Source organism: Mediterraneibacter sp. ICN-202921 (genome assembly GCF_037890075.1).
Classification (GTDB): Bacteria; Bacillota; Clostridia; order Lachnospirales; family Lachnospiraceae; genus Mediterraneibacter; species Mediterraneibacter massiliensis.
The window spans coordinates 310,686-335,159 of sequence record NZ_JBBKBE010000001.1 but is presented as its reverse complement, the minus strand read 5'-3'; the positions used below and the strand labels follow the sequence as shown (position 1 = coordinate 335,159).

At 43.0% G+C, this 24,474-nt stretch carries 24 protein-coding genes and 1 tRNA gene; 20 read left to right on the top strand and 5 right to left on the bottom strand.

Annotated features, from left to right (window positions below; translation table 11 throughout):
* Positions 1–4 precede the first annotated feature (4 nt).
* The 10 genes from WKT01_RS01625 (at position 5) to WKT01_RS01580 (ending at position 9,631) form a co-directional block, all read left to right on the top strand.
* Positions 5–715 (top strand): dihydroorotate dehydrogenase electron transfer subunit, encoded by a 711-nt coding sequence (locus WKT01_RS01625; RefSeq protein ID WP_059069868.1) that lies wholly within the window; start codon positions 5–7, stop codon positions 713–715.
* Entirely contained in the window at positions 716–1,618 is a 903-nt protein-coding gene (locus WKT01_RS01620; protein WP_117975653.1) for a dihydroorotate dehydrogenase, read from the top strand.
* 142 nt (positions 1,619–1,760) lie between these two features.
* The gene (locus tag WKT01_RS01615) at positions 1,761–2,942 is read left to right on the top strand and encodes an aminotransferase class I/II-fold pyridoxal phosphate-dependent enzyme (protein WP_059069864.1); all 1,182 of its coding nucleotides are present in this window, start codon (positions 1,761–1,763) and stop codon (positions 2,940–2,942) included.
* Between the two features lie 150 nt (positions 2,943–3,092).
* The gene (nrdD, locus tag WKT01_RS01610; RefSeq protein WP_059069862.1) at positions 3,093–5,213 is read left to right on the top strand and encodes an anaerobic ribonucleoside-triphosphate reductase; all 2,121 of its coding nucleotides are present in this window, start codon (positions 3,093–3,095) and stop codon (positions 5,211–5,213) included.
* A 1-nt stretch (position 5,214) separates the two neighbouring features.
* Positions 5,215–5,706, top strand: a complete 492-nt coding sequence (gene nrdG, locus WKT01_RS01605; protein WP_059069860.1) for an anaerobic ribonucleoside-triphosphate reductase activating protein — start codon at positions 5,215–5,217, stop codon at positions 5,704–5,706.
* A gap of 18 nt (positions 5,707–5,724) precedes the next feature.
* On the top strand, positions 5,725–6,240 hold the full coding sequence (locus WKT01_RS01600; protein WP_059069858.1) for a deoxyuridine 5'-triphosphate nucleotidohydrolase: 516 nt from the start codon (positions 5,725–5,727) through the stop codon (positions 6,238–6,240).
* 134 nt (positions 6,241–6,374) lie between these two features.
* Positions 6,375–7,043, top strand: a complete 669-nt coding sequence (locus WKT01_RS01595; RefSeq protein WP_059069856.1) for a transglycosylase domain-containing protein — start codon at positions 6,375–6,377, stop codon at positions 7,041–7,043.
* An 86-nt stretch (positions 7,044–7,129) separates the two neighbouring features.
* On the top strand, positions 7,130–8,497 hold the full coding sequence (locus tag WKT01_RS01590) for a spore germination protein (protein ID WP_059069855.1): 1,368 nt from the start codon (positions 7,130–7,132) through the stop codon (positions 8,495–8,497).
* Positions 8,498–8,580: 83 nt separating this feature from the next.
* The gene (locus WKT01_RS01585; RefSeq protein ID WP_162858250.1) at positions 8,581–8,748 is read left to right on the top strand and encodes a hypothetical protein; all 168 of its coding nucleotides are present in this window, start codon (positions 8,581–8,583) and stop codon (positions 8,746–8,748) included.
* A 19-nt stretch (positions 8,749–8,767) separates the two neighbouring features.
* A complete protein-coding gene (locus WKT01_RS01580; protein WP_059069852.1) occupies positions 8,768–9,631 on the top strand; it encodes a DegV family protein in 864 nt (287 codons plus the stop codon).
* A 90-nt stretch (positions 9,632–9,721) separates the two neighbouring features.
* Here WKT01_RS01580 and WKT01_RS01575 read toward each other — a convergent pair whose 3' ends face one another.
* Entirely contained in the window at positions 9,722–11,077 is a 1,356-nt protein-coding gene (locus tag WKT01_RS01575; protein WP_340311329.1) for a sodium-dependent transporter, read from the bottom strand.
* A 103-nt stretch (positions 11,078–11,180) separates the two neighbouring features.
* A complete protein-coding gene (locus tag WKT01_RS01570; RefSeq protein ID WP_117975655.1) occupies positions 11,181–12,509 on the bottom strand; it encodes a sodium-dependent transporter in 1,329 nt (442 codons plus the stop codon).
* A gap of 475 nt (positions 12,510–12,984) precedes the next feature.
* Between WKT01_RS01570 and infC the strand changes: the two genes are divergently transcribed.
* The 5 genes from infC to WKT01_RS01545 all read left to right on the top strand — a co-directional run bounded on the left by infC (position 12,985) and on the right by WKT01_RS01545 (position 16,745).
* Positions 12,985–13,479, top strand: a complete 495-nt coding sequence (gene infC, locus WKT01_RS01565) for a translation initiation factor IF-3 (RefSeq protein ID WP_059069846.1) — start codon at positions 12,985–12,987, stop codon at positions 13,477–13,479.
* A gap of 56 nt (positions 13,480–13,535) precedes the next feature.
* A complete protein-coding gene (rpmI, locus tag WKT01_RS01560) occupies positions 13,536–13,733 on the top strand; it encodes a 50S ribosomal protein L35 (RefSeq protein WP_059070503.1) in 198 nt (65 codons plus the stop codon).
* A 30-nt stretch (positions 13,734–13,763) separates the two neighbouring features.
* Complete coding sequence (gene rplT, locus WKT01_RS01555) at positions 13,764–14,120, top strand: 50S ribosomal protein L20 (RefSeq protein ID WP_059069844.1); 357 nt, start codon at positions 13,764–13,766, stop codon at positions 14,118–14,120.
* A 233-nt stretch (positions 14,121–14,353) separates the two neighbouring features.
* Positions 14,354–14,899 (top strand): nitroreductase family protein, encoded by a 546-nt coding sequence (locus WKT01_RS01550; RefSeq protein ID WP_117975657.1) that lies wholly within the window; start codon positions 14,354–14,356, stop codon positions 14,897–14,899.
* A gap of 460 nt (positions 14,900–15,359) precedes the next feature.
* Complete coding sequence (locus WKT01_RS01545; protein WP_059069842.1) at positions 15,360–16,745, top strand: TrpB-like pyridoxal phosphate-dependent enzyme; 1,386 nt, start codon at positions 15,360–15,362, stop codon at positions 16,743–16,745.
* 205 nt (positions 16,746–16,950) lie between these two features.
* On the opposite strand, the gene WKT01_RS01540 is transcribed toward WKT01_RS01545, so the two are convergent.
* The 3 genes from WKT01_RS01540 to WKT01_RS01530 all read right to left on the bottom strand — a co-directional run bounded on the left by WKT01_RS01540 (position 16,951) and on the right by WKT01_RS01530 (position 18,195).
* Positions 16,951–17,035 (bottom strand) — tRNA-Leu (locus tag WKT01_RS01540).
* A gap of 224 nt (positions 17,036–17,259) precedes the next feature.
* Complete coding sequence (locus WKT01_RS01535) at positions 17,260–17,811, bottom strand: sugar O-acetyltransferase (protein WP_117975548.1); 552 nt, start codon at positions 17,809–17,811, stop codon at positions 17,260–17,262.
* Between the two features lie 120 nt (positions 17,812–17,931).
* Entirely contained in the window at positions 17,932–18,195 is a 264-nt protein-coding gene (locus tag WKT01_RS01530) for a helix-turn-helix domain-containing protein (protein ID WP_117975547.1), read from the bottom strand.
* 148 nt (positions 18,196–18,343) lie between these two features.
* On the opposite strand from WKT01_RS01530, the gene WKT01_RS01525 reads away from it, so the two are divergent.
* From WKT01_RS01525 to rpoD, 5 genes are all read left to right on the top strand, one after another.
* Complete coding sequence (locus tag WKT01_RS01525) at positions 18,344–18,685, top strand: helix-turn-helix domain-containing protein (RefSeq protein WP_059070497.1); 342 nt, start codon at positions 18,344–18,346, stop codon at positions 18,683–18,685.
* Positions 18,686–18,822: 137 nt separating this feature from the next.
* Positions 18,823–20,382, top strand: coding sequence for a polyphosphate:AMP phosphotransferase (gene pap / locus WKT01_RS01520; protein WP_117975546.1), 1,560 nt, complete (start codon positions 18,823–18,825; stop codon positions 20,380–20,382).
* 83 nt (positions 20,383–20,465) lie between these two features.
* Positions 20,466–21,467, top strand: a complete 1,002-nt coding sequence (locus tag WKT01_RS01515; protein ID WP_059069835.1) for a deoxyguanosinetriphosphate triphosphohydrolase — start codon at positions 20,466–20,468, stop codon at positions 21,465–21,467.
* 58 nt (positions 21,468–21,525) lie between these two features.
* A complete protein-coding gene (gene dnaG, locus WKT01_RS01510) occupies positions 21,526–23,301 on the top strand; it encodes a DNA primase (protein WP_117975544.1) in 1,776 nt (591 codons plus the stop codon).
* A 54-nt stretch (positions 23,302–23,355) separates the two neighbouring features.
* Positions 23,356–24,474 (top strand): RNA polymerase sigma factor RpoD, encoded by a 1,119-nt coding sequence (gene rpoD, locus WKT01_RS01505; RefSeq protein WP_059069831.1) that lies wholly within the window; start codon positions 23,356–23,358, stop codon positions 24,472–24,474.

Here is a 24,474-nt window from a genome sequence, read left to right as displayed (position 1 = left end):
AAGTATGGGAAAGATACTGGCAAATGAAAAACTGTCGGATGATTTTTATCTGATAGAAGTGGAGGAAAAGAATCAGGTAAAGGCCGGACAATTTTATATGCTGAGAGGATGGGAAGAATATCCGGTACTTTCAAGACCGATCAGTGTATTTGATGCAGATGGAGAAAAAGTATCCTTTTTGTATAAGAAAGTAGGAAAAGGAACAGAATTGATAAGCCGTCTGGAACCCGGAGAAATGCTTACGCTCAACGGACCTTATGGCAATGGATTTCCGGAAGATGTAAAGGGGAAAATCGCCATGGTAGGGGGCGGCGTCGGAATCGCGCCATTTTACTATACGGCAAAGAAATACAGAGAAGCAGGCACATGCAGCCAGATCGATATTTACCTGGGATTCAGCGGACAGCCGGTGTTAGAAACAGACTATCAGAATGTCGCAGATCATGTGACGATCGATGTGGGCGGCTTTATTACAGATTCTGTGGATCCTCTGAAATATGATGTGATTCTGACCTGCGGTCCGGAGATCATGATGAAAGTTTTATATGAAAAATGTGTGAAAGTGGGGGCAAGCGCTCCTCTGTATGTTTCTATGGAAAATCGTATGGCATGTGGGATCGGTATGTGCAAGGTCTGTACCTGTAAGACAAAAAGCGGAAATAAGACGGCCTGCAAAGACGGACCGGTATTTTTAGGAAGCGAGGTGTTTGCATAAATGAGTAGATTAAAGACAGAATTTGCAGGAATTGCTTTTAAAAATCCGGTGGTCCTTGCTTCCGGCACATGCGGATTCGGAAGAGAACTTGCGGAACAATTTGATATAGAGAAGTTGGGTGGATTATCGTCCAAGGGACTTATCGCGCATCCTCATGGGGGAAATGACGGTATCCGTATATGGGAAACACCCAGCGGCATCATGAATAGTGTAGGACTTGAAAATCCGGGGATAGAGGCGTTTATCGAAAAGGATCTGGATTGGGTCAATGAAAAAGACGTCGTTAATATCGTCAACATGGGAGGACACTCCAAAGAAGACTATTTTCGAGGGGCAGAGAGGCTAAATGATGTAGATCTGGATATTCTGGAGCTAAATATTTCTTGTCCAAACGTAAAAGAGGGCGGTATGAATTTTGGGGTCAAGACAGAAGCTGCCAGGGAACTGGTGCGGGAAGTGCGCAGGATCAGCAGACATAAACTGGTCGTAAAGTTGTCTCCGAATGCAGAGGATATTGTTTCTCTCGCCAAGATGTGTGAAGAGGAGGGGGTGGATGGTGTATCACTTGTCAATACATTCCTTGCGATGGCAGTGGACATAAAAAGAAAAAAAATGGTATTTAACAATGGATATGCTGGTCTGTCCGGCCCGGCTATCAAGCCGATCGCTCTGCGGATGGTGCACCAGGTGTGCAAGGCGGTAAAGATACCGGTCATGGGACTTGGTGGGATCACTACCTGGGAGGACGCGATTGAATTTATCATGGCAGGTGCGCAGGTGATACAGGTAGGCACTGCGACTTTCATGAAGCCAGATATTTCCCTGGATATTATCGAGGGCATGGAAAAATATATGGAAGAGAATCATCTGGATTCCTTGGATGAGATACGGGGGATTTTGTAGAACAGATTTGAAAACAACGAGGTTTGTATTCAAGTCTAAAATATGGTATGCTAAATAGGCGGCAGCAGTTTCTACTGTTTCCGCTTATTTTCATATTAAGAAAAATAGACGATAAAGGCAGGCAGCTGCAGAGGAGAAACAGATGAAAAAAATAGAGTTTTCAAATAAGATGAACCAGTTTGAGACAGGGATTTTTGCAGTGTTGAACGAGAAGAAAGAGGCACTGGAAAAGCAGGGGAGGAAGGTGTTTAATCTTTCAGTGGGAACGCCGGATTTTGCGCCGGCTCCCCATGTTATGGAAGCTATGAGAAAGGCCTGTGAAGATCCGCAGAATTATAAATATGCACTTTCAGATCTGCCGGAGCTTCTGAATGCAGTGCAGTACCGGTATAAGAAGCGTTTTGGTGTAGAACTTGAGAAAGAAGAAATCACATCCGTATATGGTACGCAGGAAGGTATGGCGCATATCGGGATGGTGCTCTGCAATCCGGGAGATATGATCCTTGTGCCGGATCCGGGATATCCTTTATTTGAGATGAGTGGGATCATGGCAGGCGCGAGAGTACAGACGTATCCGATTGAGGAAAAGAATGGGTATCTGCCCCAACTTTCTGAAATACCGGAAGATGTGCTGGAACAGGCGAAATATATGATCGTATCCTATCCGCTCAACCCGGTCTGTGTCTGTGCTCCGGATACATTTTACCCGGAACTGATCGCATTTGCAAAGAGGCATGATATTGTCATCCTTCACGATAATGCCTATTCTGATATTATCTTTTCCAGGGAAAAGGGCAGATCCTTCCTTTCTTTTGAGGGAGCTAAAGAGGTGGGGGCAGAATTTTATTCCCTGTCTAAGTCTTACAATCTGACTGGTGCGCGGATTTCCTTTCTAGTGGGGAATAAAGAAATAGTCCAGAAACTGAAGATTTTTCGTTCGCAGATCGATTATGGCATTTTCCTCCCGGTACAATATGCTGCCATAGCGGCTCTTACAGGACCAGACACCTATATTGAAGAACAGAGACAAAAGTATAAAGAACGGAACCAGATATTGTGCGGAGGGCTGCGCAGTATTGGATGGGATGTGCCGGACAGCCAGGGAACGATGTTTGTGTGGGCGAAGATTCCCGAAAATTACGAGACGTCGGTTTCGTTTTGTATGGATCTGATGGAAAAAACAGGAGTGATCGTAACACCGGGAAGCGCATTTGGAAAAGGTGGGGAAAGATATGTCCGCATGGCGTTGGTGGTGGATATACCGGTGATACAGGAAATGATTGGAGTATTGGATGCGTCCGGAATATTTTTAGACAAAAAATAGGGAGAGGGGAAGAAAGAATTTTGTGTAACATTCCAAGTTGACTGGAAAAGGAAGGAATGATAGTATAGGTAGTACTGATACATCATATAGGGAAGAAAATGGGATAAAAACACAAAATATGGTAAAAATAGGCGAAAAGGAGCAGGCGGCATGATCAAGGTTATTAAAAAAGACGGAACGAAGGAAGATTTTAATGTGCAGAAAGTTGTGGTGGCTGTCAATAAATCTGCATACCGCGCTTTGATTAAATTTAAAGAGGAAGAATTGGATTATATCTGCAAATTTGTCGAAGAGAAAGTGAAAGATCTGCAGATTACAGAGATTCCGATTGCAGAAATGCATAATGTGGTGGAGGGCGCTCTTGAGAAGGTAAACCCGGTGGTCGCAAAAAGTTATAGAGATTACCGGAACTATAAACAAGATTTTGTCCAGATGTTGGACGAGGTATATAAAAAGAGCCAGTCTATTATGTATATTGGGGACAAAGAAAACAGCAATACAGACAGTGCGCTTGTTTCAACAAAACGGAGTCTGATCTTTAATGAGTTAAATAAGGAACTGTACAAAAAGTTTTTCCTAACGGTAGAGGAAATACAGGCAATCCGGGAGGGATATATTTATATCCATGATATGTCGGCAAGGCGAGACACGATGAACTGCTGTCTCTTTGATGTGAAAAACGTACTGAGCGGCGGTTTTGAGATGGGGAATTTGTGGTACAATGAACCGAAGACATTAGACACAGCGTTTGACGTGATCGGCGATATTGTTTTGAGCGCCGCAAGTCAGCAGTATGGTGGTTTTACGGTTCCAAGTGTAGACGAGATTCTAGAGCCATACGCAGAAAAATCACATAAACGTCTGCTTGCGAAATATAGAGCTTTAGGATTGTCTGAAGAAAAAGCACAGGAAGTTGCATGGACAGATCTGGAAAAGGAGATGGAGCAGGGGTTTCAAGGGTGGGAATATAAGTTTAACTCAGTATCTTCCAGCCGTGGAGACTATCCGTTCATTACAGTGACAGCCGGAACACGGACGAGCCGGTATGGAAAACTTGCGACGATCAAGATGCTGGAGGTGCGACGGAAAGGACAGGGAAGAGAAGGACACAAAAAGCCGGTATTATTCCCGAAGATTGTATTTTTATATGACGAAGAACTGCATGGACCGGGAAAGCCGCTGGAAGATGTCTTTGAGGCGGGGATTGAGTGCTCAAGAAAAACAATGTATCCGGACTGGTTAAGCCTGACAGGTGAAGGCTATGTGCCAAGTATGTATAAAAAATACGGAAAGATCATCAGCCCGATGGGATGCCGTGCATTTTTATCTCCTTGGTATGAGAGAGGGGGCATGGAGCCGGCTGACGAGCGGGATGTGCCGGTCTTCGTAGGGCGGTTTAATATCGGTGCGATCAGTCTGCACCTTCCCATGATCTATGCAAAATCTATGCAGGAAAGCAAGCCTTTTTATGAGGTGTTGGATTATTATCTGAACCTGATACGTAAACTACATCAGAGGACATACGATTATCTGGGAGAGATGAAGGCTTCTACAAACCCGCTTGCTTACTGTGAAGGAGGGTTCTATGGCGGTAATCTGGGACTGTATGACAAGATCAAGCCGCTTTTAAAGTCTGCTACTGCTTCTTTTGGTATTACAGCATTAAATGAACTGCAGCAGCTGTACAATAAAAAATCACTTGTGGAAGATGGGCAGTTTGCAGTAGATACGCTTCAGTATATCAATGATAAAATAGAAGAATTTAAAAAAGAGGATGGACATCTGTATGCAATTTACGGAACACCGGCGGAGAATCTGTGCGGTGTACAGATACAGCAGTTCCGTAAGAAGTACGGGATCATAGAAAATGTTTCTGACAGAGAATATGTAAGCAATAGTTTTCACTGCCACGTAACAGAAGACATAACACCGATCGAAAAGCAAGATTTGGAAGGTCGTTTCTGGAATCTGAGCAACGGCGGGAAGATCCAGTATGTAAAATATCCGATCAGTTACAATGCAGAAGCAGTAAAATCCCTTGTCAGAAGGGCAATGGCAAAGGGATATTATGAAGGCGTAAATCTGTCTTTGTCCTACTGTGATGACTGTGGACATGAAGAACTGGATATGGACGTGTGCCCGCAGTGCGGCAGCAAAAATTTAACAAAAATCGACAGAATGAATGGGTATCTCTCTTATTCCAGAGTGAAAGGGGATACGCGGCTTAATGACGCTAAAATGGCAGAAATAGCGGAAAGGAAAAGTATGTAAAATGCGGTATCACAATATTACAAAAGACGATATGCTAAATGGAGATGGACTGCGGGTGGTATTGTGGGTGGCAGGATGTTCGCACGGATGCCCCGGCTGCCATAATCCGGTGACATGGGATATACACGGTGGTCTGCCCTTTGATAAGGCGGCAGAAGAAGAATTGGAAGAACAGCTCGATAAAGATTACATAAGCGGTATTACGTACAGCGGAGGCGATCCTCTTCATGCGGCAAACAGAGTGGAAATGACCGCGCTGGCGAAATGGCTCAGGGAAAAATTTCCTGATAAGAGCCAGTGGCTGTATACAGGGTATTGCTGGGAAGAAATCCAGGATGAGGAGATACTGGCATATATAGATGTGGTGGTTGACGGAAGATTTGAAGAAGCCTTAAAAGATACGCAGCTGCACTGGAAAGGTAGTTCTAATCAGAGAGTGATCGATGTGAGAAGAAGTCTGGAAGAAGACAAGATCATTCTGCACAATTCATAACACGGGAAGGGAAGATAAATGAAAAGAATTGCAAAATTTCACAAGGTGAGTTTTGAACAGTTTAAAAAGGACTGGATGGATACATTTGGACAAGGAGAAGCAGAAAAAACAGAAGAGATCTACCAGCAGATAAAGCTTCCAAGGAGAGCGACAGCGGGAAGCGCCGGTTATGATTTCTTTGCGCCGGTATCTTTTAGGCTCTCTCCGGGTGAGACAGTGAAGATTCCTACAGGTATCCGCGTGGAGATGGAACCGGAATGGGTGCTGAAGTGTTATCCGAGAAGCGGTCTGGGATTTAAATATCGCCTGCAGTTGAATAATACAGTCGGGATCATTGACAGTGATTATTTTTATTCAGATAATGAAGGGCATATGTTTGCCAAGATCACGAATGATTCTAAAGAAGAAAAGACAGTGGAGATTGCCGCAGGAGAAGGGTTCATGCAGGGGATTTTTGTGGAATATGGGATCACGGTGGACGACCAAGTTACTGCTGTGCGCAACGGCGGATTTGGCAGTACTTCAAAAAGATAATCTTACAAAAATGTAAGTAAAATTAAAAAAACTGTAAGAAAATATTATGGAAGAATACAGTTGTTTTCGGTATACTGTACCTGTAACTTAACAGAAACGGATAAAAGAGTACGAAAGAAAAGGTGACAGGCAGTATGAAGATCGTGAAACGACTGTGTTCTTTTATTTTATTATGCGGACTTGTCATTGTTGGCTATCTTACATGGCAGGGATATGAAGGATACCGAGGAGCGTTAGAAGTCAAAAGTGTAGAAGAAATGGCGCGCGAAATAGAGGCGAAGGAGAATTATACGACATTGGATGAAATGCCGGAGGCTTATAAGCAGGCTGTGCTTGCTGTAGAAGATAAACGATTTTATAGGCATTCGGGCATGGATCCAATCGCAGTAGGAAGAGCCATATTTCATGATATACAGGCAGGCGCTTATGTCGAGGGAGGCAGCACGATCACCCAACAGCTTGCTAAGAATCAATTTTTCACACAAGATAAAAAGCTGGTGCGCAAGGTTTCAGAGCTATTTATGGCATTTCGTATCGAGAGGACGCTCGACAAGGATAAGATCTTAGAATTGTATCTTAATTCAATTTATTTTGGAAATGGATATTATTGTGTAATGGATGCAAGTTTGGGGTACTTTGGAAAATACCCTTGGGAGATGGATTTTGATGAAAGCACCCTGCTTGCGGGCATTCCGAATGCGCCTAACGACTATAATCCATTGACCAATCCGGAACTTGCCAGACAGAGGCAGGAGCAGGTTCTGGATAAAATGAAGAAAGCAGGCTTTATAGAAGAAAACTAAAATCTGTATAATACAGGAAAAAGTGGGGAATCTAACCATAGAGAAATAAGGCGTGGGCATAGTATGCTCAGAAAGGAAGCGATTCTATGGTGAAGAAGATCACAAAAACAATCAGCAGTTCATTTGAAGAGAATATTGATTTTATGGACCGGGTTCTGCCAGTGGAAGAAAGTTTTGATATCATTCGGAGAAATATGGATATCGGGGGCAGAAGCGCGGTCTTTTATTTTATCGACGGTTTTGTAAAAGATGAGACGATGCTAAAGCTTATGACATCATTTATCGCTCTGACCGAAAAGACAATGCCGGCAGATGCCAGTGCTTTTTGCAAAAAATGCGTGCCTTATGTGGAGGTGGATGTGTTGGGAGATTTTGACAAGGTGATTAGAAATCTCCTGTCAGGGACGGCAGTCTTGTTTATAGAAGGGTATGAGGCATGTGTCTGCATAGACTGCCGGACATATCCGGCACGGAATGTGGATGAACCGGATAAAGATAAATCTATGAGAGGATCCAGAGATGGTTTTGTGGAAACTTTGGTATTTAACACTGCGCTAATGAGAAGGCGGATACGGGATCCTCATCTGGTAATGGAGATGACAGAGGCAGGGCAGGTGTCCAGAACGGATATTGCGGTCTGTTATATGCAGGACAGAGTAGATAAGGAATTGCTCTGCAATGTGAAAACGCGGATCGAGGAATTAAACATACAAGATTTAAGAATGAATCAGCAGAGCCTTGCAGAAGCACTATTTAAGAGGAAGTGGTTCAATCCTTTTCCTAAATTTAAATATACGGAGAGACCGGATACAGCGGCGGCATGCCTGTTGGAAGGAAAAGTCGTGATCCTGGTGGATAATTCTCCGTCGGCGATGATACTGCCAACATCTATTTTGGATATGATCGAGGAAGCCAACGATTATTATTTTCCGACACTGACAGGAATCTACTTAAAAGTGACTCGAACTCTCATTACTATCGCGACGGTTTTTCTGACCCCATTATTTTTACTATTTATGCAGAATTTAGACTGGCTGCCCGAGATATTCTCTTTCATTGCGGTTAGGGATGTAGTGAATATTCCGCTGATCTTCCAGCTCCTGATCCTGGAATTGTCTATAGACGGCTTAAGGCTTGCGGCAATGAATACGCCGAGTATGTTAAGTACTCCACTAAGTGTTATCGCAGGTATTGTGATGGGAGAATTTTCTGTGCAGTCGGGTTGGTTCAACAGCGAAGTGATGCTTTACATGGCATTTGTGGCGGTGGCAAACTATACGCAGCCTAATTTTGAACTGGGGTATGCTCTTAAGTTTATGCGCCTTATGTTGTTGATTTTAACAGGATGTTTTAATTGGGTTGGATTTGCGATAGGCTGCATTTTGGTCTTATGCTTCCTTGTTTTTAATAAGACGCTGTCAGGAAGAAATTATCTGAATGTGAAACAAAACTAACGGCGGCTTCTTTTTATTTACTATACTATCATAAAAAATATACCTGCTCTTTGAAAATTTTTACATTGGCAAAGAGCAGGAAAATGAAAAAAGAAAAACTTGTGGAGATCATGGGGAGTTGCAGGATAGGAGCGATAGTGGATTTTATTTTAGGCACGGCAACGGTGATACTCTTTATCATTACGGTAAAAAAAATTTTGCGAAATACCGGGAAAAATGATATGATAAATAAATCAGATACAAATATATAGGCCATGGAGGAATACAAGAATGAGAGATTATGTGATAACAGTAAACAGTACCGTCGATCTACCAAAAGAATGGCTGGAAGAAAGGAATGTTCCTGTCATTCCTTTGAGATATACAATAGACGGAGAAACTTATACAGATATGTATGGACTGTCAAGTAAGGAATTTTTTGCCAAGATCAGGGAAGGAAAGATGTCTGTTACGTCTCAAGTCAATCCGGACGAGGCGGTAGCAGCGCTGGAACCATTTTTGAAAGAAGGAAAAGACGTGCTGCATCTAGGATTCTCATCCGGGCTTAGCGGCACATACAACAGTATGCGTATTGCAGGGGAAGAACTTTCAGAAAAATATCCGGCTTCAAAGATCATAGTGATCGATACGCTGTGTGCTTGTCTGGGAGAGGGGCTCCTCTTATACCATGCGTTGAAATTAAAAAATAAAGGAAAGAGCATGGAAGAGGTTGCGCAATGGGTAGAAGAAAATAAACTACATGTCTGCCATAATGTGACGGTAGATGATCTACATCATCTTCACAGAGGCGGGAGGGTTTCAAAAACAACAGCTATTGTGGGAACCATGATCCAGATAAAACCGATCATACATATGAATGATGAGGGAAAACTGCAGGTGATCGGAAAAGAGAGAGGGAGAAAGCGTTCACTGAACAAGATCGTAGATATGGCAATAGAGCAGTCTAAGGGATGGGATAACGATATGGTCATGATCACCCATGGAGACTGTATTGAAGAAGCGGAGTATGTTGCGGGTTTGGTGCGTGAAAAGATGGGGGTAGACCAGATTTTGATCAATAATATCGGAACAGTCATTGGAAGTCATACCGGTCCGGGAGTAGTGGCTGTATTTTGTTTGGGAAATAAACGATAAAAAATAAGAGAAAACCGTATTTTGATTGAAAATATGGAACATAAAAAGGTCCGCTCCATCAGATCAGGAGCGGACCTTTTGTGTGATCGACTATAATGTAATGATTCCGAATGCACTCATGACAGAGCTTAAAAGGATCGCAATAAGGCAAATAGGTGCAATCCATTTTATCATAATAGTAAAGAGTGTCTTGCTTTTGAATTTGGCACCTCCTGCACAGGCTTCATCCAAGATTGTCTTTGGTTTGATGAAGAAGCCCACAAAGATACAGGTGATAAGAGCTACGATCGGCATAAGCACGCTGTTGCTCATGAAATCCCATGCATCCAGGATGGACATGCCAAGCGGCTTGATGAAATCCCAAACGCCAAAACCAAGAGAGGATGGAATTCCCATCAATATTACATATACAAAAACGATGATACAAGTCATCTTGCGTCCCCATTTGAACTTATCCATCAAGATAGAGACGATCGTCTCCATCAGTGAAATAGAAGAAGTCAATGCCGCAAAGAAAACAAGCAGGAAGAAAATGGCGCCAAGAATATCTCCGATCGGCATACTGTTAAATACTTTCGGCAGAGTGATGAACATAAGAGAGGGACCTGCTTTTAAGTTTTCTAAATTTCCTTCTGAAAAAATGAAAACAGAAGGCACGATCATCAGACCGGCAAAAAATGCAAAACCTGTATCGAAAAATTCAATCTGTTTGACAGAGGTTTCCAGGTTTGTTTCTTTTTTCATATAGGAACCATAGGTGATCATAATCCCCATTGCCAACGACATGGAGTAGAAAAGCTGTCCCATGGCTGCCAGTAAAGTCTTGATAGAAAAGTCCGACATATGAGGGAGCAGATAATATTTCAGTCCGTCTACAGCGCCATCCTGCATAAGTACGTAGACACATATTCCCAGTGTCAATACAACCAGTATGGGCATTAAAAATTTGCTGACATTTTCAATCCCTTTTTCTACGCCGAAGATGACAACCACCGCGGTAAATATAACAAAGAGAAGGAACCAAAAGATCGGTTCAGAGAGTCCACTGACAAATCCGGTGAAATAAGTATCCTGTGCAGCCGCAGCTGTATGCCCTGTAAGAGAGGTGGCAAAATATTTGATGACCCATCCTCCGATAACGGAATAATAGGGAAGAATGATAATAGGAACGATCGCTGCGAGCACACCAAGAAAACCAAAGCGTTTATCTAAAGATTTAAACGCCCCAATCGCACTTAAACGGGTCTTTCGTCCCAGAGCAATCTCCGCAGCCATTAATGTAAAACCAAAGGTAACAGACAATATGAGATAGCAGATGAGAAATGTCCCGCCACCATATTGTGCCGCAAGATAGGGGAAACGCCACAGGTTTCCCAGACCAACCGCTGAACCGGCAGCCGCTAAGACAAAGCCGACTTTTCCGGTAAAATTACTTCTGTCTTTCATAAAAATCCTCCTCAACCTCATTTGTAACCATAATAGCGATATTATGACATAAATAGCAGAAAAAAACAAGAGAAATTAGTGAATTTTCTAAATTTTTATTGGCCTAGCCGATGCCGCCATAGAAAATGCCTAGTATGTATACGAGCACACAGACTCCACAGAATATATATTTTGTCATAGGTTCAAACCATTTGCCCAGTGTCTTATTTCTTCCGGTCTGGACGGCATTGCGGGCAAATCCTTTTTTGCAGACCCAGAACATAGTAAGCCCGGCAAGCAGGGCTCCCAGTGGGATGACATAGATAGATATAGTATCCATCCAAGGACTTAAAAGTGTGCCTTCTACGAAAATACCGATGCATATAGTGACGATGCCAACGGCCGCTATAGCAAAAATACGGGAACAGCCGAAATGTTTCTGCAGCGCCTCAACAGGACTTTCCAGCAGGTTCATCAGAGAAGTGATGCCTGCAAATAACACAGCAAGGAAAAAGATCACCGCAAATATCTGTCCAAAAGGAATGCTCTGGATTACAGACGGAATCGTGATAAATAAGAGTCCAGGTCCGGAATCGGGCTGCATCCCATAGGCGAAGACAGACGGAATGATGACAAGCCCGGCAAGGAGTGCTGCCAGTGTATCGAATAAAGCGACATATTTAGCGCTGCTGACAATATCGACGTCATATTTTAAATAACTCCCATAGACAACGGTACCGCTTCCTGCCAGAGAGAGGGAGAAAAATGCCTGTCCCATTGCATATACCCATGTTTTGGGATTTGCCATTGCGGACCAGTCTGGTTTGAACAAATACGCATAGCCTTCCTGCGCGCCGGGAAGAAAAGCGACTCTGACGGCAAGAAAGAGAAACAGAATGAAAAAGGCAGGCATCATTACCTTATTGACCTTTTCTATTCCTTTAGAAATGCCAAAAGACATACAGACGAGTACTAATACCAGTCCTAGTATATGCCAGGATATACTGCCGAAATTTTGCGACAATTCTGAAAAAACAAGGACAGGGTCTTTATTACTGACAATGCTTCCTGTGATGGAATCAAATAAGAATTTTAAGATCCAGCCGATGATAACACTGTATCCGATGGCGATGCCAAGAGAACCAATAACGGGGATCAGACCGATGAAAGTTCCGATCCGCGTATTACGCTGCTTGAAAGCCTTGCTGAATGCGCCCAGAGGTCCTGCCTGCATGGCACGTCCAAATGCCATTTCCCCGATAACGCCGGTAAAGCCGATGAGAAGGACAAAAAGGATATAGGGGATCAGAAAGGCAGCACCGCCAAATTCACCGATGCGGTATGGAAAAAGCCAGATATTGGCCATCCCCACAGAACTGCCGATACAGGCAACAATGAATCCCCATTTATTTTGAAACTTGTCGTTTGAATTGGTTTGGTGTATACTTTTCATGTTTGCTCTCTCTTTCATGTAAAATGGCGCCTTGCAGTTGCTTTGACAGATGGCAGTATGAGGATACTTTTCCAAAACCATGTCAGCTGCATGATGAAATAGGCGCTGTCCACGTTATTGTATCATATCCGGATTGAAATTTATAGAAGATTTGTGGTTAGTTACATAAAAAGTTGCATAAACCTTATGTTAAGCAGAGAAAATTGTTGACAAGAGGCAGAGAATGTGCTATTTTAAATATTGCGTAAGGCAAAAAACAAAGTAGAGTATCCACTCTCACCATAGCACAAGGGCGTGACTATTGGTCTGATATTGAACAAAGTGTTTTCTGAAGTTTTCTACCGTTATGTATGAGGAGCAGGAAGATTCTTTTGTTGAGAGTCGGGTGGATATTGTGTTCACTCGTTTTTTTGTGTTTTCGCACAGAACCTGAAGGAAATTCATTTGACGGAGGTATACGACAATTAGCGATTTAATGATTAACGAGCAAATCAGAGACAAAGAGGTGCGTCTGATTAGTGAGGATGGGGAACAGTTAGGGATCATGTCATCCAGAGAAGCTATGAAGCTTGCAATGGAAGCTGAACTTGATTTGGTGAAAATTGCACCTACAGCCAAACCGCCGGTCTGCAAGATCATTGATTACGGCAAGTATAAATATGAGCAGACAAGGAAGGAAAAAGAGGCAAAGAAAAAACAGAAAACTGTTGAGATCAAGGAAGTGCGTCTGTCACCGAATATCGATACGAATGATCTGAATACAAAGGTGAATAATGCAAAGAAATTTATCATAAAAGGGAACAAGGTAAAGGTTACACTGCGTTTCCGTGGAAGAGAAATGGCGCATATGCAGCAGAGTAAACATATTCTGGATGATTTTGCCGGGCTGCTTTCAGAAGTAGCGGTTATCGAAAAGCCGGCAAAGCTTGAAGGAAGAAATATGAGCATGGTTTTAACTGAAAAACGTTAAGAGATTGTTCCGGAATGAATATCCGGCAGGGCATCACAATAAAGGAGGAGATCATTATGCCAAAAATTAAGACAAATAGAGCGGCAGCAAAACGTTTCACAAAGACAGGGACAGGAAAACTGAAAAGAAATAAAGCTTATAAAAGCCATATCTTAACAAAGAAGACTACAAAGAGAAAAAGAAATCTTAGACAGTCTGCAATTACAGATGCAACGAATGTAAAGAACATGAAGAAAGTGTTACCGTATCTGTAAGATTCGGTAGTTTAGAAGGAGGATTAAGAAATGGCAAGAATCAAAGGCGGAATGAACGCAAGGAAGAAACATAACAGAACATTGAAACTGGCAAAAGGATACAGAGGAGCCCGTTCCAAGCAGTATAGAGTTGCAAAGCAGTCAGTTATGAGAGCTCTCACATCTGCATATGCGGGAAGAAAGCAGCGCAAACGTCAGATGAGACAGCTTTGGATCGCGCGTATCAACGCAGCGGCAAGAATGAACGGCTTGTCTTACAGCAAATTTATGCACGGACTGAAACTTGCAGAGATTGACATCAACAGAAAAATGCTTGCAGAACTTGCAGTAAATGATAAAGAAGGTTTTGCGGCACTGACAGAGATCGCAAAAGAAAAGATTGCGTAATAAAAGATTAAAAAATACACCCTGTTACAATTTTAATTGGAACAGGGTGTATTTTTTGTGGGAAAACATTTTTTATCCTCATAAAAATAAGGATCATATTTTTGTTCCAGCAGTTCTGTCGGATAGTCTGCACATTTGCCTGTCCGGTACTTGTGCCTTTGAAAAGGCTGTGCTATAGTCAGAATAGATGGAAAGGGAAAAGAAAAAAGGATCCCTTCCGGAAAGGAGACGGGATGGATTTTGAATCATTGCAGCAGATACGTGAGAGTTGTCGTATCTACAGTGACAAAAAGGTAAAAAGAGAACTGCTGATACATCTGGTGGAGATTGCCAGATTATCTCCCAGCGCCTGCAACTCGCAGGCATGGCATTTTATTATTGTAGATGAAGAAGAAGCTCTTGAAAAGATGAGAGATGGTCTGGATGATCATGGACTCACAGGCTGCCCGTGGAAGGAAAACGTACCGGCATTTATTCTTCTGTGCGAGGAAAAGGCACATTTAAGAGAGGCGGTAGAGGAGAAATATGGCTCCCAGCATTTCGCGCAGATGGATATCGGGATGGCAGCGGTGACATTGTGTTATGGGGCAGCGGATATGGGACTTGGCACTTGTATGATCGGTGTTCTGAATCAACAGAAATTAAAGGAAGCATTTCACGTTCCGCCAGAGTGTACGGTACGTCTTGCGATTGCTGTCGGATATCCCCAAAAAGTAGGGAAACCCCGTGAAAAGAGACGAAAAGAGATGGAAAAAATCGTAGGATATAATCATTGGTGAGAAAAATGAATAGGAGAATCTCTTATGAAAATTTAATCAAAAAAGAATATTGACAATTTCGTGTAATAGTGATAAAGTTTTTTTAAACTGTTGAAGAAGAGTAAGTACTTTTGCGATATTACCTTACAGAGAGCTGCAGATGGTGGAAATGCGGTAGGCAAAGGCAGAGAGGAATGGGCTTCGGAGGGTGAGCTGAACAAAAAGAAAGAGTAAGTAGGCGAACCGGAGAGAGTACTCCGTTATCAAAGGCAGCATATGTTGGTATGCATGAGTGGATGTAGTGTTGCATCAAGCCGGGTGGCACCGCAGGAGTTTTTAAGTAGATGAATAAACTCTTGTCCCTGCAATGTAAATGTTGTATGGGACAGGAGTTTTTTTGTTGGGAAAGGATGTTCCAAAAAGCTCATGTCCCGGAGATCATGCCGGTTAAAAATATCGGCAATAGGAAAGGAGAAGTAAAATGAGTGAGAAAAAAATTCCTTACAAGATTTATCTGGAAGAAAGTGAGATGCCAAAGGCATGGTATAATGTCCGGGCGGATATGAAAAATAAACCTGCGCCGCTTTTAAATCCGGAGACGTTAAAACCAATGACGGAAGAAGAACTGAGCGTCGTGTTTTGCCAGGAATTGGTAAAACAAGAATTAGATAATGAGAATCCATATATAGAAATTCCTAAAAAAATCAGAGATTTTTATAAAATGTACCGTCCAGCGCCGCTAGTGAGAGCGTACTGTCTGGAAGAAAAATTAGACACGCCAGCTAAGATCTATTATAAATTTGAAGGAAATAACACAAGTGGAAGTCATAAGTTGAATTCCGCGATCGCACAGGCGTATTATGCAAAGGAACAAGGTTTAAAGGGCGTGACGACAGAGACTGGAGCAGGACAGTGGGGAACAGCATTGTCTATGGCGTGTTCTTATCTGGATCTAGACTGTAAAGTATATATGGTAAAATGCTCTTATGAGCAGAAGCCGTTTCGCCGGGAAGTGATGAGAACTTATGGGGCCGGCGTGACTCCGTCTCCTTCTGAGACAACAGAGGTGGGAAGAAAAATACTCGCAGCACATCCGGGAACAACGGGAAGTTTAGGATGCGCGATCTCTGAAGCGGTAGAGGTGGCGACACATACACCGGGATACCGGTATGTACTGGGCAGTGTATTAAACCAGGTATTGCTCCATCAGTCTATCATCGGTGTGGAGACAAAGACTGCCATGGATAAATATGGTATCAAACCAGATATCATCATCGGCTGTGCAGGCGGTGGTTCTAATCTGGGTGGACTGATCTCTCCGTTTATGGGCGAGAAATTAAGAGGAGAAGCTGATTATCATTTTATTGCTGTAGAACCATCTTCCTGTCCAAGCTTTACAAGGGGTGTGTACGCATATGATTTCTGTGATACAGGAATGGTCTGCCCGCTGGCGAAAATGTATACACTGGGCAGCGGATTTATTCCATCTGCGAATCATGCAGGAGGTTTGCGTTATCATGGTATGAGTTCGGTTCTGTCTCAGCTATATGAGGATGGTTATATGGAGGCGCGTTCTGTGGAACAGACATCTGTATTTACTGCGGCAGAACAGTTTGCGAGAGTGGAAGGGATTCTTCCGGCTCCAGAGAGTAGTCATGCGATCAAAGTAGCAATTGATGAAGCTTTAAAATGTAAAGAGACAGGAGAAGAAAAGACAATCCTCTTTGGCCTGACAGGTACAGGATACTTTGACATGGTGGCATATGAGAAATTCCACAATGGCGAGATGCAGGATTATATACCGACTGACGCAGAGCTGCAGGCGGGATTTGACGGTATACCAAAATTTCCGGGAAATATGGAATAGACAGTCCATGTGAACAAGAATAAATGTATCCCCATTTGGCATTCCGGATACATGCCTTGCAGATGGCGTGCTGCATATGATAAGGTATAAAAAGGCGTTGATTCATGTTTATGATTCAACGCCTTTTTAAGCAAAAGTATATGTATGTATAATTTGAAAATTAAAAAGCAGAAAACCTATGTAAGGTCTTCTGCTTTTTGCGTACTGCGGAAGATGGGACTTGAACCCACACGAGCGCATTGCTCACAAGATCCTTAGTCTTGCTCGTCTGCCAGTTCCGACACTTCCGCATTTTGCGGCGCTTCTGTGATTCACACGCCACGAATAATATAATACTCGGTATCAGATTAAATGTCAACAATTTTTTTTGCTTTTTTTCATTTTCGTAAATTCTATGTTTTGTCCTGTGAAGAAGATTCGCCTGGAAGGCATGTATTGTGGGATGCCCGAATGGGGATAAAATTGAAGTATAGAATACTATAAGGAGACGATGCGATGGAAAAAGGCAGGGATATTAAAGGGATTTCAGGACTCGGGCGGGAACCCCTGCGACGAGGACATTATCTCCAAAAGATTTTGTGACAACAGTACCAGAAGCTACGACAACATTCCTGCCAAGAGTAACGCCCGGATTGATCACGCTGTGCCCTCCGATCCAACAGTTCTCCCCGATTTCAATTTTTTTTCCGTGTTCTTTTCCGGTCAGCCTTTCAGCAGGGTCGAGAGGATGGTTGACTGTATAGATTCCAACTTGAGGACCTATTTTTACATGGTCATGGATCACAACTTTTCCTACGTCGGCAATGACACAATTGTAATTGATGAACACATGGTTTCCTACATGAATATTTTTTCCATAGTCACACTGAAAGATGGATTTTATATTGACATCTTCCCCTATATCTCCCAGCAGCCTTTTGAGAAGAACATAGCGCTTTTGTTTTTGGCTGTTGTCAATTTGATTTAGATCAAAGATAAGATGATTGCAGAAAATCCGCATTTCTTTGAGTTCAGGAGAAGACGGAAAAATCCATTCACCAGACAGCATTTTTTCATATTCACTCATAAAAATCTCCACTCCGCCGCCAAGTTGGCAGCACAAATAGTACTCTCATTTGATGCAATATGGTTCATAAATGTATTATAGCGGTGAAAGAAAAATAGTACAAGCAGAAGATAAGCATTTTTATAGAGATTCGGCATCCTCAAAAGGAGCAATTGCAGTGTCTGGATTTTTTTGAAAAGGCCTGCGTCCTACAAGTTCATCTAAGGTCAGACCATAAATATCGGCTAACTGGATCAGGATAAAAATATTTGGAACACTGATGCCGCGTTCATATGCGGAGAGAGTCTGTCTTTGTATACTTAATTTTTTAGAAAGTTCTAACTGGTTTAGATTATGTTGCTTGCGAAGCATTTTTAATCTTTTTCCTAGTGTGTTAGATAACATATCATATCACCAGGAATATTGTATCATTGTAAGTATGAATAAGAATGGGCGTACATAAAATATGAGTATATGCAAAACCTATATTTGGATAGCACTGCGATCAGTATTCGGTACAATAATAGATAGAATATTAAAGGGTGTGAATATAGTGGACAATCGTGTAAAAGAACTCCGGAAAGAAAAAGGACTTAAACAGGAAGAATTAGCTGCTAAAATTAATGTTTCGCAGCAGACGATCAGCAGGATCGAGAACGGCGAGAATTCTCTGCCGGCAGATATTTTGATACAATTGTCAAATTATTTTCATGTTTCGATCGATTATATTTTGAAGGTATCGGATAAAAGACTGACGCAAGAGTATCAGATCGAACTTTTGCATCTGACGGAAAATCATATGGATATTTGCAGAATGTATAATGCAGTGAGCAGCAGAAAACAGAGTTTGGTTTATGAGTTGCTAAAAGAAATGTATGAGGATGAAAAGGATTAAATAGGAGCGAGTACAAAAAATAGGTGCTCGGTTCTATTTTTTTTGCAGTTTTAATGATACTATTATACTATAGTCTGCAAATAATAAACTAAAAACCCGTCAATACTAACAGAAGAAGTGTCGATCGGAGGAAAACAATGTTAGAAAAAGTGGATTTAACAAAAAAGTTATCAAAAGAAGAGTATAAAGCAAAAATGCCTATGCTTGAAACAAAACTCTCTTACCTGCAGAGACAGTGTAAGGAAATGAACATACCTGTTATGATCGTATTTGAGGGATATGATGCGGCGGGAAAGGGACTGCAGATCGGGAAACTGATACGCGGCATGGATCCAAGAGGGTTTGAAGTGTATACGATAAAAAGGGAGACGGAAGAAGAAGCTATGCATCCGTTTTTTTGGAGATTTTGGAGAAAAACACCACAAAGAGGAAGAATGGCGATTTTTGATGGAAGCTGGTACCGTAAAGTGCTCATAGACCGTTTCGAGAAGAGGACAAAGGAACGTGAACTGCCTTCTATATATTATTCTATTTGTTCCTTTGAAAAGCAGCTGACAGATGATGGCAACGTATTGATCAAGCTTCTCCTTGATATCGATAAAAAAGAGCAGAAGAAACGATTTAAGAAGCTGAAGAAAAAGAAAGAAACCGCATGGAGAGTAACGCAGGGGGATATAGAAAGGAACGTGCGGTACAGCGAATATGAGCGCATGATGGAAGAAATGCTGCAGAAGACAGATGTCGACTATGCCCCCTGGACGATCATCGAGGCGACAGACCGCAGATTTGCTGCAGTAAAAATGTATTCTACAGTTATTGCATTTTTGGAAGAGGAGATAAAAAAGAGAAGGAACGAACAGGTAAAGACACGGGCGACAGAAGTGCTGCGTGAACTAGAATCGGAAAAAGAAGTGCAGGCGGGCGAAATTCAATCTCCCAAAACGGAAGAAAGTCAGATCAGTAAATTACAAGAATCGATACTGTCCAAAGCAGATCTTACATGTACACTGACAAAAGAAGAATATAAAAAGAAGCTGAAGAAGTTACAGAAAAAGATAGAAATGCTGCATGGCGAATTGTACCGCAGAAGGATTCCGGTCGTGATCGGTTTTGAAGGATGGGATGCCGCAGGAAAAGGTGGGGCGATCAAGCGTCTGACGGAGAAGATGGATGCGCGGGGATATGTTGTGACGCCGATTGCCGCTCCCAATGATATTGAAAAAGCGCACCATTATCTCTGGAGATTCTGGAGAGCCATGCCAAAGGCGGGACATATTGCGATTTTTGACCGGACATGGTATGGGCGAGTGATGGTGGAACGTATTGAAGGGTTCTGTACAAAGGAAGAGTGGCAGAGAGCGTATAAAGAAATGAATGATATGGAGAAAGATCTGGCGGATGCAGGGACGGTCATTTTGAAGTTTTGGATGCATATTGACAAGGAAGAACAAAAAAAGCGTTTTACTGCACGACAGGAGACGCCTGAAAAGCGATGGAAGATTACGGAAGAAGATTGGAGAAACCGTGAAAAATGGGACAGTTACGAGGAGGCGGTCAATGAGATGCTCCTGCGCACTTCGACGGAATATGCCCCTTGGATCGTTGTGGAGGCGAACAGTAAATACTATGCAAGGATCAAAGTCCTGCAGACAGTAGCAGAAGCAATCGAAAAACGCTTGAAAGAAGAACGGAAATAGAGGAAATACAGAAAAAGTACAGAATATAATTATATAGAAGAACAATATGACGATGGTTTCAGAATGGATTCGAGGTAATGCCAATGACCATAAGAGAACAATTGGAGGAGCGAGAAGTTGCGTATTTAAGTCCTTATGCCACATTAAGCAGAAATTCCAAAGGCAGGGAGAGGGAAGAAGAACAGTGCGATATACGTCCTGTATTTCAAAGGGACAGAGACCGGATCCTGCACTGCAAAGCATTCCGTAGGCTGAAGCAGAAGACACAGGTATTTCTTCTTCCCAAAGGCGATCATTATCGGACGCGGCTGACGCATACGCTGGAGGTTTCGCAGAATGCCAGGACGATTGCCAAAGCATTGAAACTAAATGAAGATCTAGTGGAAGCCATTGCTCTGGGACATGACCTGGGGCATACGCCGTTTGGGCATGCAGGGGAAAGGGCGCTTAACCGGGTGTATCATTTTTCACATCACAGGCAGAGTCTCAGGGTTGTAGAATGTCTGGAAAAACAGGGAAAAGGACTGAATCTTACATGGGAAGTGCGGGATGGGATACTGAATCATCAGACTGCGGGGCATCCGCATACGTTGGAAGGACAGGTCCTAAGGCTTTCGGATAAGATCGCTTATATCAATCATGATATGGATGATGCCATCCGTGGAGGGATACTTACAGAGAACGATATTCCTTATTCTATAAGAAAAGTATTAGGATATACGGGAAAAGAGCGTCTTAACACGATGGTGCATGATGTGATCACTCACAGTATGGATAAGCCGGAGATCTGTATGTCGGAAGAAGTAGAGGCTGCCATGACAAAACTGCGGAAATTTATGTTTGAGAATGTATATATGAATCCAAAAGCGAAGGGGGAGGAAGATAAGGCGGTACATATGATAGAGCAGCTGTATGAATATTATATCCGCCATCTGGATACGCTGCCGCGGCAATTTCTGGACGCTCTGTCTTATACGGACAGCAGCAGAGAACAGATCGTGTGCGATTATATCGCAGGAATGACGGATCTATATGCTGTAAAAAAGTTTCAGGAATTTTTTGTGCCGGAAGCCTGGAAAAATTAAAGGAAAACGACGGTCTTTGTCGAATATAATAATATAGGGGCATTTTTAGGAGGAAACTATGTATTATTCAGAGGACCTGATAGAAGAAATCAGAATGAAAAACGACATTGTGGATGTCATATCCGGGTATGTCAGGCTTCAGAAGAAAGGGAGTTCCTATTTTGGTCTGTGTCCTTTTCACAACGAAAAGTCTCCCTCCTTTTCGGTCAGCCGGGGAAAGCAGATGTATTATTGTTTTGGGTGCGGAGCAGGAGGAAATGTATTCACATTTTTGATGGAATATGAGAACTTCTCTTTTGTGGAGGCGGTGAAATTCTTGGCGGATCGTGCGGGAGTGGAACTGCCGGAGATGGAGTATTCCAAAGAGGCAAAAGAAAAAGCCGACTTAAAAGCTTCCATATTAGAGATCAATAAGACGGCGGCAAAGTATTTTTATGCACAGCTGAAATCGAAAAATGGCATGCAGGCCTATACATATTTGAAGAATAGAGAACTGTCTGATGAGATGATCACAGGATTTGGGCTTGGATATTCTAATAAATACAGTGACGATCTGTACAAATATCTGCGGAGCAAGGGATGGACAGAAGAACTGATACGAAAAGCAGGACTTATAAATACGGATGAACGTCACGGCGTGTATGATAAGTTTTGGAATCGAGTGATGTTTCCGATCATGGATGTAAACAACCGCGTTATAGGATTTGGCGGCCGTGTTATGGGGGAGGGAAAACCGAAATATTTAAATTCCCCAGAGACAGTTGTTTTTGACAAAAGCCGGAATCTGTATGGATTAAACCGTGCGCGTGTATCAAAGAAATCCTATTTTTTGTTGTGTGAGGGGTATATGGATGTGATTTCGCTCCACCAGGCCGGTTTCACGAATGCAGTCGCTTCACTGGGCACGGCTCTGACATCCGGACATGCCTCTTTGATCAAACGATATGTCCAGGAAGTGTATCTTACGTATGACAGTGATGACGCGGGAACGAGAGCTGCCCTGCGTGCAGTACCGATCTTAAAGGAAGCAGGGATCGCAGCAAGGGTGATACGGATGGATCCGTATAAAGATCCGGATGAATTCATTAAAAATCTGGGCGCCGAGGAATTTGAAAAACGGATCAAGGAGTCAAGAAATGGTTTCTTGTTCAGCCTGGAGATATTGGAGCGAGAGTTTGCCATGGACTCTCCGGAAGGCAAGACAGCATTTTTCCGAGAGGCGGCCAGGCGGCTTTTGACTTTTGAAGAAGAATTGGAACGCAATAATTATATAGAAGCGGTCGCAAAGAAATATAAGGTCAGCGAGGAAAGTCTGAAAAAGATGGTCAGCAAGGCTGCTGTGCAGGAGGGAATGGCAAAGCCTGTGGTAAGACCTAAGCAGGCGGCAGGGCAGGAAAAGCCAAAGGAAGATGCAATCCTGACTTCGCAGAAAGCGCTTCTTACATGGATGATTGATGAAAAGAAGCTGTTTTCCGTCATCCGCAGATACATAAGCCCGACAGATTTTACAGAAAAACTCTACCAGACAGTTGCGGGATTCCTGTATGATCAGTATGATAAAGGAGAATTAAACCCGGCTAAAATATTGAATCATTTTACAGCGGAGGAAGAACACAGAGAGGCGGCCTCTCTGTTTCATACCAGGATCAAGAAGCTGACGACGAAGGAAGAACAGGAACAGGCGCTCAAAGAAACGATACTGAGGGTAAAGTCGCATAGTATCGATGAACAGACGCTGCAGCTGGAACCGACAGACATGGCCGGCTTACAGCATCTGATGGAAGAAAAGAGGCGGCTGGAGGATTTGAAGAAACTGCATATTTCTATTGATTAAGGATAAAATAAAACAAGACAGCCTGCGCTTTTGCAGGTGGGGAAGGATGGACACATGGAAGAAAACATACAGAAATTTGAAGAAAGATTAAAGGAACTTGTTGCACAGGGAAAGAAGAAAAAAAGTATACTGGAGCTGCAGGAGATCAATGATTTCTTCAATGATATGGAACTGAATGCAGAACATATGGAGAAAGTATATGATTACCTGGAAGCGAATAATATTGATGTCCTGCGTATCAATTCTGATGTAGACGATGATGTGGATGTAGACATCGACGTGATCATTTCAGATGACGATGAGGTGGATATGGAAAATATCGATCTGTCCGTGCCAGAAGGAGTCAGCATTGAGGATCCTGTGCGTATGTATCTGAAAGAGATCGGAAAGGTCCCACTTCTAAGCGCAGAGCGTGAGATCGAACTGGCAAAACGGATGGAGGAAGGCGACGAAGATGCGAAAAAAGAACTGGCAGAGGCAAACTTGCGTCTGGTGGTCAGCATCGCAAAGCGCTATGTGGGCAGGGGTATGCTTTTCCTTGATCTGATCCAGGAGGGGAATTTGGGCTTGATAAAAGCCGTGGAAAAATTTGACTATCACAAAGGGTATAAGTTCAGCACATATGCGACATGGTGGATACGGCAGGCAATTACGAGAGCAATCGCGGATCAGGCAAGGACGATCCGTATTCCCGTGCATATGGTCGAGACGATCAATAAGCTGATCCGGGTATCTCGCCAGCTTTTACAGGAACTGGGCAGAGAACCGCTGCCGGAGGAGATCGCGAAGGAATTGGACATGCCGGTGGAGAGGGTCAGAGAAATACTGAAGATCTCCCAGGAACCGGTTTCTCTGGAGACACCGATCGGCGAGGAGGAAGACAGTCACCTGGGCGATTTTATACAGGACGACAATGTCCCTGTTCCAGCAGAGGCGGCGGCACAGACATTGCTCAAAGAGCAGTTGGACGAGGTGCTGGATACGCTGACAGAGAGAGAACAGAAAGTACTGCGCCTGCGTTTTGGTATGAATGACGGCCGCGCAAGAACTTTAGAGGAAGTAGGACGTGAGTTCGACGTTACAAGAGAACGTATTCGGCAGATTGAAGCGAAAGCTTTAAGAAAACTCCGTCATCCAAGCCGCAGCAGAAAACTGAGAGATTATCTGGATTAA